13 protein-coding genes are annotated in these 12,203 nt (G+C 71.6%); 8 read left to right on the top strand and 5 right to left on the bottom strand.

Annotation, left to right across the window (positions count from 1 at the left end):
* The first annotated feature begins 175 nt into the window (after positions 1 to 175).
* Positions 176 to 1,666 carry a tRNA (N6-isopentenyl adenosine(37)-C2)-methylthiotransferase MiaB gene (miaB, locus tag AB0I04_RS29930; protein ID WP_360891596.1) on the top strand — a complete coding sequence of 497 codons (1,491 nt, stop codon included), beginning with the start codon at positions 176 to 178 and terminating at the stop codon, positions 1,664 to 1,666.
* A 180-nt stretch (positions 1,667 to 1,846) separates the two neighbouring features.
* On the top strand, positions 1,847 to 2,524 hold the full coding sequence (locus tag AB0I04_RS29925) for a class III extradiol dioxygenase subunit B-like domain-containing protein (protein ID WP_360891593.1): 678 nt from the start codon (positions 1,847 to 1,849) through the stop codon (positions 2,522 to 2,524).
* Between the two features lie 254 nt (positions 2,525 to 2,778).
* Here AB0I04_RS29925 and AB0I04_RS29920 read toward each other — a convergent pair whose 3' ends face one another.
* Positions 2,779 to 3,018, bottom strand: coding sequence for an antitoxin (locus AB0I04_RS29920; protein WP_360891591.1), 240 nt, complete (start codon positions 3,016 to 3,018; stop codon positions 2,779 to 2,781).
* Positions 3,019 to 3,268: 250 nt separating this feature from the next.
* On the bottom strand, positions 3,269 to 3,946 hold the full coding sequence (locus AB0I04_RS29915; RefSeq protein ID WP_360891588.1) for a carbohydrate-binding protein: 678 nt from the start codon (positions 3,944 to 3,946) through the stop codon (positions 3,269 to 3,271).
* Between the two features lie 425 nt (positions 3,947 to 4,371).
* Here AB0I04_RS29915 and miaA point away from each other — a divergent pair, with 425 nt between their 5' ends.
* Together miaA and dapF are read left to right on the top strand one after the other, a co-directional pair.
* The gene (miaA, locus tag AB0I04_RS29910; protein ID WP_360891665.1) at positions 4,372 to 5,271 is read left to right on the top strand and encodes a tRNA (adenosine(37)-N6)-dimethylallyltransferase MiaA; all 900 of its coding nucleotides are present in this window, start codon (positions 4,372 to 4,374) and stop codon (positions 5,269 to 5,271) included.
* Positions 5,259 to 6,074, top strand: coding sequence for a diaminopimelate epimerase (gene dapF / locus AB0I04_RS29905; RefSeq protein ID WP_360891585.1), 816 nt, complete (start codon positions 5,259 to 5,261; stop codon positions 6,072 to 6,074). The genes miaA and dapF overlap by 13 nt, the downstream gene beginning before the upstream one ends.
* 69 nt (positions 6,075 to 6,143) lie before the next feature.
* Here the strand turns inward: dapF and AB0I04_RS29900 are convergent, their stop codons facing one another.
* Both AB0I04_RS29900 and AB0I04_RS29895 read right to left on the bottom strand, forming a co-directional pair.
* The gene (locus AB0I04_RS29900) at positions 6,144 to 6,683 is read right to left on the bottom strand and encodes a GNAT family N-acetyltransferase (RefSeq protein ID WP_360891581.1); all 540 of its coding nucleotides are present in this window, start codon (positions 6,681 to 6,683) and stop codon (positions 6,144 to 6,146) included.
* Between the two features lie 45 nt (positions 6,684 to 6,728).
* A complete protein-coding gene (locus AB0I04_RS29895; RefSeq protein WP_360891578.1) occupies positions 6,729 to 7,316 on the bottom strand; it encodes a TetR/AcrR family transcriptional regulator in 588 nt (195 codons plus the stop codon).
* A 103-nt stretch (positions 7,317 to 7,419) separates the two neighbouring features.
* On the opposite strand from AB0I04_RS29895, the gene AB0I04_RS29890 reads away from it, so the two are divergent.
* From AB0I04_RS29890 to AB0I04_RS29875, 4 genes are all read left to right on the top strand, one after another.
* Positions 7,420 to 8,412, top strand: a complete 993-nt coding sequence (locus AB0I04_RS29890) for a hypothetical protein (protein WP_360891575.1) — start codon at positions 7,420 to 7,422, stop codon at positions 8,410 to 8,412.
* A 198-nt stretch (positions 8,413 to 8,610) separates the two neighbouring features.
* Positions 8,611 to 9,204 carry a TetR/AcrR family transcriptional regulator gene (locus AB0I04_RS29885; protein ID WP_360891572.1) on the top strand — a complete coding sequence of 198 codons (594 nt, stop codon included), beginning with the start codon at positions 8,611 to 8,613 and terminating at the stop codon, positions 9,202 to 9,204.
* Positions 9,205 to 9,212: 8 nt separating this feature from the next.
* Entirely contained in the window at positions 9,213 to 10,382 is a 1,170-nt protein-coding gene (locus AB0I04_RS29880) for an acyl-CoA dehydrogenase family protein (RefSeq protein WP_360891570.1), read from the top strand.
* A gap of 2 nt (positions 10,383 to 10,384) precedes the next feature.
* On the top strand, positions 10,385 to 11,419 hold the full coding sequence (locus AB0I04_RS29875) for an acyl-CoA dehydrogenase (RefSeq protein ID WP_360891567.1): 1,035 nt from the start codon (positions 10,385 to 10,387) through the stop codon (positions 11,417 to 11,419).
* Between the two features lie 240 nt (positions 11,420 to 11,659).
* On the opposite strand, the gene AB0I04_RS29870 is transcribed toward AB0I04_RS29875, so the two are convergent.
* Positions 11,660 to 12,064, bottom strand: a complete 405-nt coding sequence (locus AB0I04_RS29870; RefSeq protein ID WP_360891565.1) for an ATP-binding protein — start codon at positions 12,062 to 12,064, stop codon at positions 11,660 to 11,662.
* Positions 12,065 to 12,203 lie beyond the last annotated feature (139 nt).

Here is a 12,203-nt window from a genome sequence, read left to right as displayed (position 1 = left end):
CTGCGGCGGGACATATCCGACCTACCGAAGTCGATCTTGAATGTCCGGGCTCGCGGCGCCTGAGTCGCCGCTGTCGGACGTGCCGTCGGGGCTCACGTCGGGTGCCGGACCGCGAGCGGGGTTGGTGTCGCGGAGTCTCCGTCCGCCGCCCGGCGCGCGTACTCTTTCCTATGAGATGAGCGCGCCCACGACATTCGACGACCGGCCCCGCACGTACGAGATCCGCACGTACGGGTGCCAGATGAACGTGCACGACTCCGAGCGGCTCGCCGGGCTGCTCGAGGACGCCGGCTACGCACGTGCGGACGACGACACGACGCCCGACGTCGTCGTCTTCAACACCTGCGCGGTACGCGAGAACGCCGACAACCGGCTGTACGGCAATCTCGGCCACCTGCGGCCGGTCAAGGAGAGCCACGCCGGTATGCAGATCGCGGTCGGCGGCTGCCTCGCGCAGAAGGACCGCGACACGATCGTCAAGCGCGCCCCCTGGGTGGACGTCGTCTTCGGCACCCACAACATCGGCTCGCTGCCGGTGCTGCTGGAGCGCGCCCGCGTCCAGGAAGAGGCGCAGGTCGAGATCAAGGAAGCGCTCGAGACGTTCCCGAGCACCCTGCCGACCCGCCGCGAGTCCCCGTACGCCGCGTGGGTGTCGATCTCGGTCGGTTGCAACAACACCTGCACCTTCTGCATCGTGCCGTCGCTGCGCGGCAAGGAGAAGGACCGCCGGCCCGGCGAGATCCTCGCCGAGGTCGAGGCGCTGGTCGCCGAGGGCGTCTGCGAGATCACCCTCCTCGGGCAGAACGTCAACTCCTACGGCGCCGAGTTCGGTGACCGGGGCGCGTTCGCCAAGTTGCTGCGCTCCTGCGGGGAGATCGACGGGCTGGAGCGCGTCCGGTTCACGTCCCCGCATCCGCGCGACTTCACCGACGACGTGATCGCGGCGATGGCCGAGACGCCGAACGTCATGCCGTCGCTGCACATGCCGCTGCAGTCCGGGTCCGACCCGGTGCTGAAGGCGATGCGCCGGTCCTACCGGCAGGAGCGCTACCTCGGCATCATCGAGCGGGTCCGCGCCGCCATCCCCGACGCCGCGATCACCACGGACATCATCGTCGGTTTCCCGGGCGAGACCGAGGAGGACTTCGAGCAGACGCTGCACGTGGTGCGCGAGGCGCGGTTCTCCGGGGCGTTCACGTTCCAGTACTCGAAGCGGCCCGGCACGCCGGCGGCGGAGATGGACGGCCAGGTGCCCAAGGAGGTCGTGCAGGAGCGGTACGAGCGCCTGATCGCGCTGCAGGAGGAGATCTCCTGGGCCGAGAACAAGAAGCAGCTCGGCCGCACCCTCGAAGTGCTCGTCGCCGAAGGCGAGGGCCGCAAGGACCAGCGGACGCACCGCATGTCCGGGCGGGCGCCGGACAACCGGCTCGTCCACTTCGGCCTCGGCGAGGGGCAGACCGAGGTCCCTCGCCCGGGCGACATGGTCACCGTCGACGTCACCTATGCCGCCCCGCACCACCTGGTCGCGGACGGACCGGTCCGCGCCGTCCGGCGCACCCGGGCGGGCGACGCGTGGGAGCGGCGCACCGCCGCGCCGAAGGGCGTGCCGCTCGGCATGCCGGGCATCGGCCGGCCCGCCACGCCGCCGGTGTCCTCCTGCCCGTGATCGCGTTCTCGGGGCTGATCGCCGCCGGTGTCCTCTTTGGCCGTGACCGCGCTCTCAGGGGCCGTTGAATGCTGATCTCCGCTGGTGTCCTCCTGGCTGTGACCGTCCCGCCGGGGGTGGCCGCGTGCTGATCTCCGCTGGTGTCCTCCTGCCCGTGACCGTCCTGCCCGGGGCGGCCGCGTGCTGATCTCCGCTGCGGTCTGCCCGCATCCGCCGCTGCTCGTTCCCGAGGTGGCGAGCGGCGCGGCGGCCGAGCTCGACGGCCTGCGGGCGGCGTGCGGCGAGGCCGTGCGCCGGCTCGGCGACGCCGACCTCCTCGTCGTGGTCGGCTCCGGGCCGCGCACCCACGACTTCGGCGCCGACGCGGCGGGCACCCTGCGTCCGTACGGCGTCGACCTGACGATCGGACCGGGCGAGCCCTTGCTGCCGCTCTCCCTGACGATCGGCCGATGGCTCATCGGCGACCGGCCGGCGGTGTACCGGAGCGTCGCCGAAGACGCCTCCGCGACGGCGTGCCTCCGGCTCGGCGCGGAGCTCGCGGACCTCGCCGGTACGGTCGCGCTCCTGGTCATGGGCGACGGGTCGGCATGCCGTACGCAGGCCGCCCCCGGCTACTTCGATCAGCGCGCCGCCGGGTTCGACGCGACGGTGGCGACGGCGCTGGCGGGCGCGGACCAGGCCGCGCTCACCGGGCTCGACGCCGACCTCGCCGCGGAGCTGCGGGCGGCCGGGCGCGCGCCGTGGCAGGTCCTCGGCGGGGCGGCCGGACACGCCCCGTTCGACGCGGAACTGCTGGCGGACGAGGCCCCGTACGGCGTCGGGTACCTGGTCGCGAGCTGGACCCGCCGCACGCCCTGACGACCGCGGCCCACCCTGTCGGCCGACAGTAGGTCACGCCGACCGGCAGCGGGTTACGCCGGCCTGCGGTCGGTCACGCGGACCGGCAGTGGGTCATGACGGCCAGGCAGCGCCTATGACGGCCAACAGCCTGCTCTGCCGACCGGCGGCCGGTCATGCCAGCCGATGACCGGTCATGTCGGCCGACGGCGGACTATGCCGGCCGCAGTGGTCCGTGCCGGCCGGCAGAGCGGGCTATGGCGGTCGGCGGCGGGCTAAGACGGCCGGCCACCGCCCATCGGATCGGCGCCTCCCGGGCTGCCGCGGTCTTCGGGCTCGCCTTCGCCGCCGGAGCGCTCCACGAATCGCCGTGCCTGCTCCTGAGCCGTGTCGATCTGGCCGGAGTACTTCCCGCCGGTCTTTCGGTCGGCCATGTCGCCGGCCTTCTCGATTGCTTCTTCCACCTTGTCGCCGTGCTGGCCGAGAAGGTTCTTCACCTTGTCCATGAGGGACATCCGAGCTCCCCTGACGCCTTGTTCCGGGACACCGGCCCTCGGCGCCCCTATCGGCCATCTGCCCCCATATCCGGCAGGGGAATCCCGTCGGCGGCGACGCGCGCTCCAGAGTGATCTGCGTCTCGCCGACGAACCCTCCGGGTGCGGTCTGTGATGCTCTGGCCTGCGCCGATCTGGCGAGAACGAGTGCGCTCGGCTCCGGATCCGCCCGGAGCCGAGCGCACCTTCGCGGCGCGGGAGGCGCGCCGGGTCAGCAGGAACCGTTGTCGGTCCAGACGTTCTGCGCGTTCGCACCGGGCACGTCACCCTGGGTCCACCACTTGGCGGTCCAGCGGTGGCCGTTGTACGACACGCTCGCCCCGCCGGTGTAGGCCGTACCGGCGTTCCAGGCCGACAGCCCGCCGCAGCCCGTACTGCCGCCGCCACCGCCGCCGATCTGGTTGACCGCCTGCTGGGCTTCGGCCATGTGCTGCTGGTAGGCGCCGTTGGTGTAGGTCGTCCACGGTGTCCAGTCGTTACCGGACGAGGAGATCCGGTAGGCGGCCTGCGCGGCGCCGTTCGGGTCGAACGCCTGTGCGTCGGACACCTCGGAGTGCCAGTACGAGTTGATCTGCCACAGTCCGCGGTCGCGGCTGCAGTCCGAGTCGACCAGCACCGCGCGGGTCCAGCCGCTGCTCTCGGCGAGCGCCACGGCCACCGAGACGACCAGCCCGTTGCCGGTGAAGCCGTTGTTCTTGGCGGTCTGGGCGACCTGTACGGGGGTGAAGTGGTCGCCGGCGAGTGTGCTGGTCACCGTGCAGGTGGCCGCGGGGCCGGCCGAGTGGCGGGCGGCACCGGGCGGGATGGTGCCGGCTTCCGCCGCGGTGCCGGTCAGGGCGGTGAACAGGGCTGCGGCGAGCAAGCCGGGGAGCCACGTGCGAAGCAGCATCGATCCTCCAGGGGCGGGATGCGGGAGATGGCGGGGGGCGCCGCCGTGCGGTGTCGGCGGGCTGACGCATGCACGTGATGGCCGGTCCACGACCGGCCTGAGGGGGGCGGATGGCGGGGTGACCGGGAGCGCTCCGGATGACTCTTAAGAAAGTTTCCTAAAAGTCGACTTGATGGTAGACCGCGGCCGTTCGGCCGACAAGCGATCCTGACGCCTGGTCCGGGGGAACTTGACCGGTCTACCTCGCGTACTGGGCCTCTTCCTCGGGGAGAGCGGTGATCCGCCGGATAAGGGCGTCCTGATCCAGTCCGGGAGCCGATCCGAAACGTGATCCGCTCGTCGTGGAGCCTCGGTCAGGGGCCCCGCTCGCTCGTGTGCGGAGGAAGCACCCCGGAGGAAACGGCAGAATTAAGCCGGTGGAGGAGATGAAGGTGATCGCGGTGGTCGGGCCGACCGCCGCGGGCAAGTCCGACCTCGCGGTCGAGCTCGCCCTGCGGCTCGGCGGCGAGATCGTCAACGCCGACTCCATGCAGCTCTACCGCGGCATGGACATCGGCACCGCCAAGCTCATCGAGCCGGAGTGGCGTGGCGTGCCGCACCACCTGCTCGACGTGTGGGACGTCACCCGCACGGCCAGCGTCGCCGAGTTCCAGGAGACGGCGCGCCGGGCGGTCGCCGAGATCCGCGGGCGCGGGCGGGTGCCGCTGCTCGTCGGCGGCTCCGGCCTGTACGTCCGGGCGGTCCTGGACGACCTGGAGTTCCCCGGCACCGACCCGGAGGTGCGCGCGCGGCTGGAGGAGGAGCTCACCGAGCACGGGCCCGCCGCGCTGCACGCCCGGCTGGCCGGGCTCGACCCGGCCGCCGCCGCGTCGATCCTGCCCAGCAACGGCCGCCGCATCGTCCGGGCCCTCGAGGTGATCGAGATGACCGGCCGGCCCTTCACCGCCTCCATGCCGTCGTACGCCGACACCGGCGACTCGGTGCAGCTGGGCCTGACCGTGCCCCGGCCGGAGCTCGACGAGCGCATCGCCGTACGCGTGGAGCGGATGTGGAAGGCCGGGTTCGTCGACGAGGTCCGCCGCCTCGAGCCGGAGGGGCTGCGCGACGGGCTGACCGCGAGCCGCGCACTCGGCTACGCCCAGGTGCTGCGATTCCTGTCGGGGGAGTGGACCGAGGAGCAGGCGAAGCAGGAGACGATCCGGGCCACCCGGCGGTTCGCCCGCCGTCAGGAGTCGTGGTTCCGCCGCGACCCCCGCGTGCGCTGGATCCCCTACGACGCGCTCGTCGAGACGGCGCTGGATACGATCGGGCCATGCGCTTCGTGAAGGGACACGGCACGGAGAACGACTTCGTGATCGTGCCGGATCTGGATGGCTCGCTCGACCTGACGCCGTCCCTCGTGGCCGCCCTGTGCGACCGGCGCGCGGGCATCGGCGCCGACGGCGTGCTGCGCGTCGTGCGCTCCAAGGCGCTGGGCCGCGACGACCTCGGCGCCGAGTGGTTCATGGACTACCGCAACGCCGACGGCAGCATCGCGGAGATGTGCGGCAACGGCGTGCGCGTCTTCGCCCGTTACCTGGTCGACGCCGGCCTGGCCGCCCCCGGCGACCTCGCCGTCGGGACGCGGGCGGGCGTACGCGCGGTGAGCCTGGGCGCGACCGGCGACGTGACCGTGGACATGGGCGCTCCCGAGGTGTTGGGGAAGGGGCGGGCGGTCGTCTCCGGCCGGTCGTACGCCGGGCTGCGGGTCTCCATGGGCAACCCGCACCTGGCCTGCGCGATCGACGAGCCGGTCGCCGGCCTCGACCTGACGCGCGCCCCCGGTTTCAACCCGGCCGCCTTCCCCGAGGGCGTCAACGTCGAGCTCTTCCGGCCGCTCGGCGACGGCCGGGTGGAGATGCGCGTGTACGAGCGGGGGTCGGGCGAGACGCGCTCGTGCGGTACGGGCACGGTCGCGACGGCCGTGGCCGCCGCCCACGCTCAGGGCCGGACGACCGGCACCTGGGAGATCACCGTCCCGGGCGGCGTCGTCACCGTCATCCTGGACGGCACGACGAGCTTCCTGCGCGGCCCGGCGGTCCTCGTCGCCGAAGGCGAGCTGCGCCCCGACTGGCTCGCCGCCCGCTGACGGCGGTCGGCGGCCGCGGTCGCCCTGGTCCCGCCGCCGCAGCCTGATCAGACCACCCGGCGGAGAACCTCAGGTCCTCGTACTACGGGCGATGCGGTACAGCACGCTCGGGCGCAGTGGCCCTTCGGGCGCGGTCGGGTCGTCGAAGTCGTCGGCAGGGTTCCGGGTCATGCCGATCCGGCGCATCACCGCCTGCGAACGGACGTTGGTGGCCGTTGTCACGGCGAGGATCTCGGGAAGCTCAAGGGCGTCGAAGCCGTGGGCCAGGACCGTCCGCGCGGCCTCGGTGGCGTAGCCCCGGCCCCAGGCCGGGCGGGCGAGCCTCCAGCCGATCTCCACTCCGGTGAACGGCATGTCGGCCTCCACCGGGTCCAGGCCCACGAAGCCGATGAACCCGCCCGTGGCCTGCTCCTCGACCGCCCAAAACCCGTAGCCACGCCGGTCGAGCTCGGCCTGGAACCGCGCCGCGGAGGCGTCGCTCTGTTCGCGGGTGAGCAGGTCGCCCAAGTGCTCTCGAACCTCGGGATCGGCGTTCATCGTCGCCCACGGTTCAAGGTCGGAGGCACGCCATCGACGGAGGATGAGGCGATCGGTACGCAGTTCGGCCATGCCGCCCAGCCAAACGTGGGCCCTGACCTCGGCGCAATTCCTTTTTCAGCCGGTCAGCGCGCGGATGCCCTCGCGCAGGGTGTCGGCGTCGACGTCCTCCAGGATGAGCCGCTGGAGTACGAAGCCCGGCACGAGGCAGAACAGCGTGGCGCCGACGACCCAGGGGTCGGCGTCGGCGGGCAGGCGTCCCGCGTCGCGCATCCGCTCGGCGAGCTTCACCCACCACTGACGGGTGTCGGCGAACAGGTCACGGACGATGACACCGACCGCCGGGTTGTGCATCGCCTCGACCCATGCGGCGGGTGCGACGCGGAGTGCGCCCTCGTCCGCCAGCAGGGTCTCGATCCGCTGGACGAGCCGGCCGACGACCTCGTCCAGCGGGGGCAGGGCGTCCTCGCTGAGGACCTCCTTCAGCAGGCCGGCGATGATGCCCTGGTTCTCTACGCCGATGGCGCGGACGATCTCTTCTTTGCTCTTGAAGTAGCGGTAGACGGCGCCGGCCGACAGGCCTGACTCCTTGAAGACGTCCTGCATGGACGTCTGGTGGAAGCCCTTGCGGCCGAAGCACCGCCGGGCCGCGTCGAGGATTTGCCGACGACGCTGTTCGAGGTGCTCCTCGCTGACCTTGGGCATGGTTCCGATAATAAAACGAACATTCGTTCTTGACAAACCCGGCGAGGGTTGTGATCGTGAGGGCCGGTAAGAGAACGAACATTCGCTTTACTGGAGTGGGACGATGAAGACCTCTCTCCGCGCCGCCCTCGTGGGCCTGCTGGCCGTCGCCGTGCAAGCGCTCATGGTGGCCGCGTTCACCTGGCCCGCCGCCCGTATCGCACCCCGCCACGTGCCGGTCGTCGTGGCCGGTCCGGCCCCGGCCGCCGCATCCGTCGCGCAGCGACTCGGTGCCGAGCGGCCTGGGGCGTTCGAGGTGAAGCGGCGCCCCGACGAGGCGGCCGCCCGGCGGGCGCTGGCCGACCGCGAGGCGTACGGCGCCATCGTGGTCACGCAGGGCGGGCCGCGGGTGCTCGTCGCCTCCGCCGCGAGCCCGACCGTCGCGCAGCTGCTCACCCAGATGTCCCAGCAACTGTCCGGGGCCGGCGTGCCGGCCCCGCAGGACGTCGTGCCGGCCGATCGTGACGACCCGCGAGGCGCCGCGTTCAGCGCTCTCGTACTGCCGCTCGTCATGTCGAGCCTGATCTGCGGCATTCTCTTGACGCTCCTGGTCGGTTCCGCGGAATGGCGGGGGATCGGCCTGGTGGTGTTCGCGGCCGGGGCGGGGTTCCTCACCGCCGCGTTCGTGGCGGGCGGCCTGTCGGTGGTGCCGGGCTCGTACGTGACCGTCGCCGGGGTGATCGGCCTGACCAGCCTCGCGGTGGCGAGCGCCGTTGCCGGGCTCGGCGCGGTGCTCGGCCGGGCCGGGATCGGCCTGGGCGCGGTCACGATGATGCTTCTCGCCAACCCGCTCTCGGGCGTCACCTCGGCGCCTGAGCTGCTGCCCCGGCCGTGGGGGACGATCGGCCAGGACCTGCCGGCCGGAGCGGGCGGCACGCTCCTGCGGTCGGTCGCGTTCTTCGACGGCGCGCGGGCGGGCGGCCCGCTCACGGTTCTACTCGTCTGGTCGGCGGCCGGTCTTCTCCTGGTCGGCGCCGGGGTGCTGCGCAACCGGCGGGTCCGGCCGGGGAGCACCCCCGAACAGCACCCTCCCACGCCCGTACCCGCCCGCTCGTGACCCGGCCCCCGGGCTCGGGCGGGTACGCAGATCCAGCACGCCCCTGAGCCCCTGTACCACCGCGTCGTCTGGCACCACGGTGTCGCCCGGCACCACCGCGCCGGGCGGCGCTGTCGTGTAGGGCGGTGCCGCTGCCGCGTCGAACGCGAGTCGGCCGACTTGTCGATTACCGAATCGGTTTCGGTTACGATGTGCGCCATGACCCCCGTGAAGCGCCAGGCACGCGCCGAGCGTACCCGCGCCGCGCTGCTGACGGCCGCCCGGGAGGTGTTCGAGGAGAACGGCTTCCTCGACGCCAAGATCAGTGAGATCTGTGACCGGGCCGGCGTCGCGTACGGCAGCTTCTACACGCACTTCGCCGACAAGGACGCCGTCTTCGCCGAGCTGATCGACGAGATGCTGAACGGCCTGCTCACCGTGATGCGGGCCGAGCCGCTGAACGGCGACGGCCCCGCGGCGCGCATCGCCAGTGCCAACCGCGCCTACCTGCGCGCCTACCGGGACAACGCCCGGCTGATGGCGGTCTTCGAGCAGGTCGCCACGTTCTCCCCGGCGATGCGCGAGACGTACCTGCGGGCGTGGGGGGTCTTCTACGACCGGCAGGAGCGCGCCATCCGGGAGTGGCAGCGGTCCGGCCTGGTCCCCGAGGACGTCGACCCGCGTACGGCCGCGGTCGCGCTCGCGACGATGATCGGCCGGACGGCGTACACCTGGTACGTCCTCGGCCGGCCCCACGACGACGGCGACGTCGAACAGCTCACCCGGCTGTACTGCCGGGCGATCGGCATGTAGGAGGCAGCGTGGACTTTCGCGACACACCCGAGGAGGCCGCGTTCCGAGCGGAGCTCCGCTCGTGGCTCGAGGAGAACGCCCCGCGCCGCGCGATCGAGGCGGGCCGGGGCGACTTCGACGAGCAGCGGGCGTGGGGCGGCCGGCTCTACTCGGCCGGCTACGTCGGGCTGACCTGGCCGGAGCAGTACGGCGGGCGTGGCCTGTCCCCGACCTACCAGGCCATCTACCTGGAGGAGTCGGCCCACGCCGACGCCCCCGGGCACCCGGGCGTCATCGGCCTGAACATGGCCGGCCCGACGATCATCGCCTGGGGCACCGACGAGCAGAAGCAGCGCTACCTCAAGCCGCTGCTGTCGGGCGAGGAGATCTGGTGCCAGGGCTTCTCCGAGCCCGGCTCAGGCTCGGACCTGGCCGCCGGCCGGACCAGCGCCGTCCTCGACGGCGACCACTGGGTGGTCAACGGGCAGAAGGTCTGGTCGTCCTACGCGCACAAGGCGGACTGGTGCATCCTCGTCGTCCGTACGGACCCGGACGCGCCCAAGCACGCCGGACTGTCCTACCTCATCGTCGACATGCACGCGCCCGGCGTGACCGTGCGCCCGCTGCACCAGATCACCGGCGACCCGGAGTTCAACGAGATCTTCTTCGACGACGTCCGGGTGCCGCGCGACTCGATCCTCGGCCGGCCCGGTGACGGGTGGAAGGTCGCGATGACCACGCTGCTGCACGAGCGCGGCACGCTCGGCTTCGCCCTGTCCGCGGAGCTCGAGCGCATGGTCAACCACCTGGTCGACCTCGTACGGGAGCCGGGCACGGACGGCCGGCGGCCCGCCGACGACCCGCTGATCCGCGACGCCGTGGCCCGCGAGTGGATCGAGATGCAGTCGCTGCGCTTCACCAACTACCGGGCGCTCACGACCCTGCTGGAGACGGGGATCCCCGGCCCGGAGGGGTCGGGCGTCAAGCTCGCCTGGAGCGAGGCCAACCAGCGCCTTACCTCGCTTGCCCAGTCGGTGTTCGGCCTGCACGCCCAGGTCACCGGCGACGAGGCGCCGTGGAACGGGTTCTGGCAGTACTGGCAGCTTCGGGCTCGGGGCAACACGATCGAGGCGGGCACCTCGGAGATCCTGCGCAACATCATCGCCGAGCGGGTCCTCGGCCTGCCGAAGGGACGTTGATCATGGACTTCGCGTTCTCCGAAGAGCAGGAGCAACTGCGCGGCTTCGCCCGCGAGTTCCTCGCGGACCGCTACGACGACGTCCGTCTCGCGCAGCTCGCCGACTCCGAGACCGGCGTCGACGCCGAGGTGTGGCCGAAGCTCGCCGAGATGGGCTGGCTGGACGCCGAGCTGACCTTCCTCGACCAGGCCGTACTGCTGGAGGAGACCGGCTACCGGCCGCTCGCCGCGCCGTACTTCTCCACCGCCGTCCTCGTGGCTCCCGCGCTCGACGACGAGACGGCCAAGCGGGTCGCGGAGGGCGGGCTGACGGCCACGCTGGCGTGGGCCGAGCCCGGCGTGCCACAGGGGCTGCTGGACCCGGCCGGCGCGACGGTCTCCGGCGGGCGGCTCACCGGCGAGAAGGTCCTCGTGCCGGACGGCGCGGCGGTCGACCTGTTCGTCGTCACGGCCGCCGACGGGCTCTACGCCGTCGAGGCCTCCGCGGCCACGGTCACGCCGCACCGCGCGCTGGACGGCACGCGGCGACCGGCGACCGTCCGATTCGACGGAGCCCCCGCGCGCCAACTGGAGAGCGGGGACGCCGCCGCGGAACTGCTCGGCCGGATCCGCGACGGCGCCTACGCCGCGGCGGCCCTGGAGTCGGTCGGCGTCGCCCAGCGCGCGCTGGACCTCCTCGTCGCCTACGCCAAGGAGCGCAAGCAGTTCGGCAAGCCGATCGGCGTCTACCAGGCCGTGTCGCACAAGGCGTCCGACGTCTACGTACGGCTCCAGGAGGCCCGTTCGCTGGCCTACTGGGCGGCGTGGTGCGTCGCCGAGGACGACTCGATGGCGCGCCAGGCCTGCCTCGCGGCCAAGGCGTTCGCCGGGGAGGCCGCGGTCTTCGCCTGCGAGAACGCCATCCAGGGGCACGGCGGCATCGGCTTCACCTGGGAGCACGTGCTGCACCGCTACTACAAGCGCGCCCAGTGGCTCGCCGCGTTCGACGGCCCCGCCCGTGCCCAGCACGCCGAGATCGCGGCCTTCCTCCTTGACTGAGACCCTCACTTCTTGAATCGGCGCGGTGGAGCCGTTCCGTGAGCTCCGTGTAAGGATGACAGGCCCCGCGCATTATGGGCGGGGCCTGTCTGTTTTAGATCTCCGTCGGTGATTGACGCGGTCTTATTCTGAAGCGGTATAACGCGTTTTATTTGGAGGTCCAAGGCTAATAGTGGTGGTATGGATTCCGGCGCTGCGTCGTCAGGGGCGTGATCGTGAGGCGCGGAGGCGGTTCGGTCGTCACTCGAGAATCAGGCACTCGCACCATACGATTTTTCCACCCGAGTGCAACGTTTCATATCCCCAGTCCTTCGAGAGGGCCTGGACGAGAACGAGTCCACGGCCGTTCTCGTCATCGTCCGAGGCTGTGCGCCTATGCGGTGATTCGTCACTTCTGTCCCACACTTCTATCAGCAGCTTCTCCGAGAACGTCGAGAGACAGAGATAGATCGACGAACCCGTCTCGCCCCGCCCGGCGCGGAGAGAGCCGTTGAGGCCGCCGGTGGCCTTCACCGCATTGGTCACCAGCTCGCTGACCAGGAGCTCCGCAGTCTCGATCATGGTCTCCAGCCGCCAGGTGCGCAACGCCCACCGCGTATAGGCCCGGGCTCGCCCGGCCGCGCTGGGCAGTGCGGCGATGAGCATGCAGCTCGAATGAGGTGAAGATGGCATCTCTTACGCCTTCCTGACGGTGAGAGATTTCCCCTCCCACGTCTACCTGGAGAGACGTAGTCTCGACCCAAAGACCCGGTTAACGTGAGCGCGAGCGCCCGGTCTGTGAGGC

The organism is Actinoallomurus sp. NPDC050550 (assembly GCF_040655075.1).
Taxonomy (GTDB): domain Bacteria; phylum Actinomycetota; class Actinomycetes; order Streptosporangiales; family Streptosporangiaceae; genus Actinoallomurus.
This window is presented reverse-complemented; position numbering and strand designations above follow the sequence as displayed.

Bases quoted from the DNA above. Each gene is read 5' to 3' on its own strand.
- miaB (WP_360891596.1), top strand. From the start codon at position 176: ATGAGCGCGCCCACGACATTCGACGACCGGCCCCGCACGTACGAGATC.
- AB0I04_RS29920 (WP_360891591.1), bottom strand. From the start codon at position 3,018: ATGTCCCTCATGGACAAGGTGAAGAACCTTCTCGGCCAGCACGGCGAC.
- AB0I04_RS29915 (WP_360891588.1), bottom strand. From the start codon at position 3,946: ATGCTGCTTCGCACGTGGCTCCCCGGCTTGCTCGCCGCAGCCCTGTTC.
- miaA (WP_360891665.1), top strand. From the start codon at position 4,372: ATGAAGGTGATCGCGGTGGTCGGGCCGACCGCCGCGGGCAAGTCCGAC.
- dapF (WP_360891585.1), top strand. From the start codon at position 5,259: ATGCGCTTCGTGAAGGGACACGGCACGGAGAACGACTTCGTGATCGTG.
- AB0I04_RS29900 (WP_360891581.1), bottom strand. From the start codon at position 6,683: ATGGCCGAACTGCGTACCGATCGCCTCATCCTCCGTCGATGGCGTGCC.
- AB0I04_RS29895 (WP_360891578.1), bottom strand. From the start codon at position 7,316: ATGCCCAAGGTCAGCGAGGAGCACCTCGAACAGCGTCGTCGGCAAATC.
- AB0I04_RS29890 (WP_360891575.1), top strand. From the start codon at position 7,420: ATGAAGACCTCTCTCCGCGCCGCCCTCGTGGGCCTGCTGGCCGTCGCC.
- AB0I04_RS29885 (WP_360891572.1), top strand. From the start codon at position 8,611: ATGACCCCCGTGAAGCGCCAGGCACGCGCCGAGCGTACCCGCGCCGCG.
- AB0I04_RS29875 (WP_360891567.1), top strand. From the start codon at position 10,385: ATGGACTTCGCGTTCTCCGAAGAGCAGGAGCAACTGCGCGGCTTCGCC.
- AB0I04_RS29870 (WP_360891565.1), bottom strand. From the start codon at position 12,064: ATGCTCATCGCCGCACTGCCCAGCGCGGCCGGGCGAGCCCGGGCCTAT.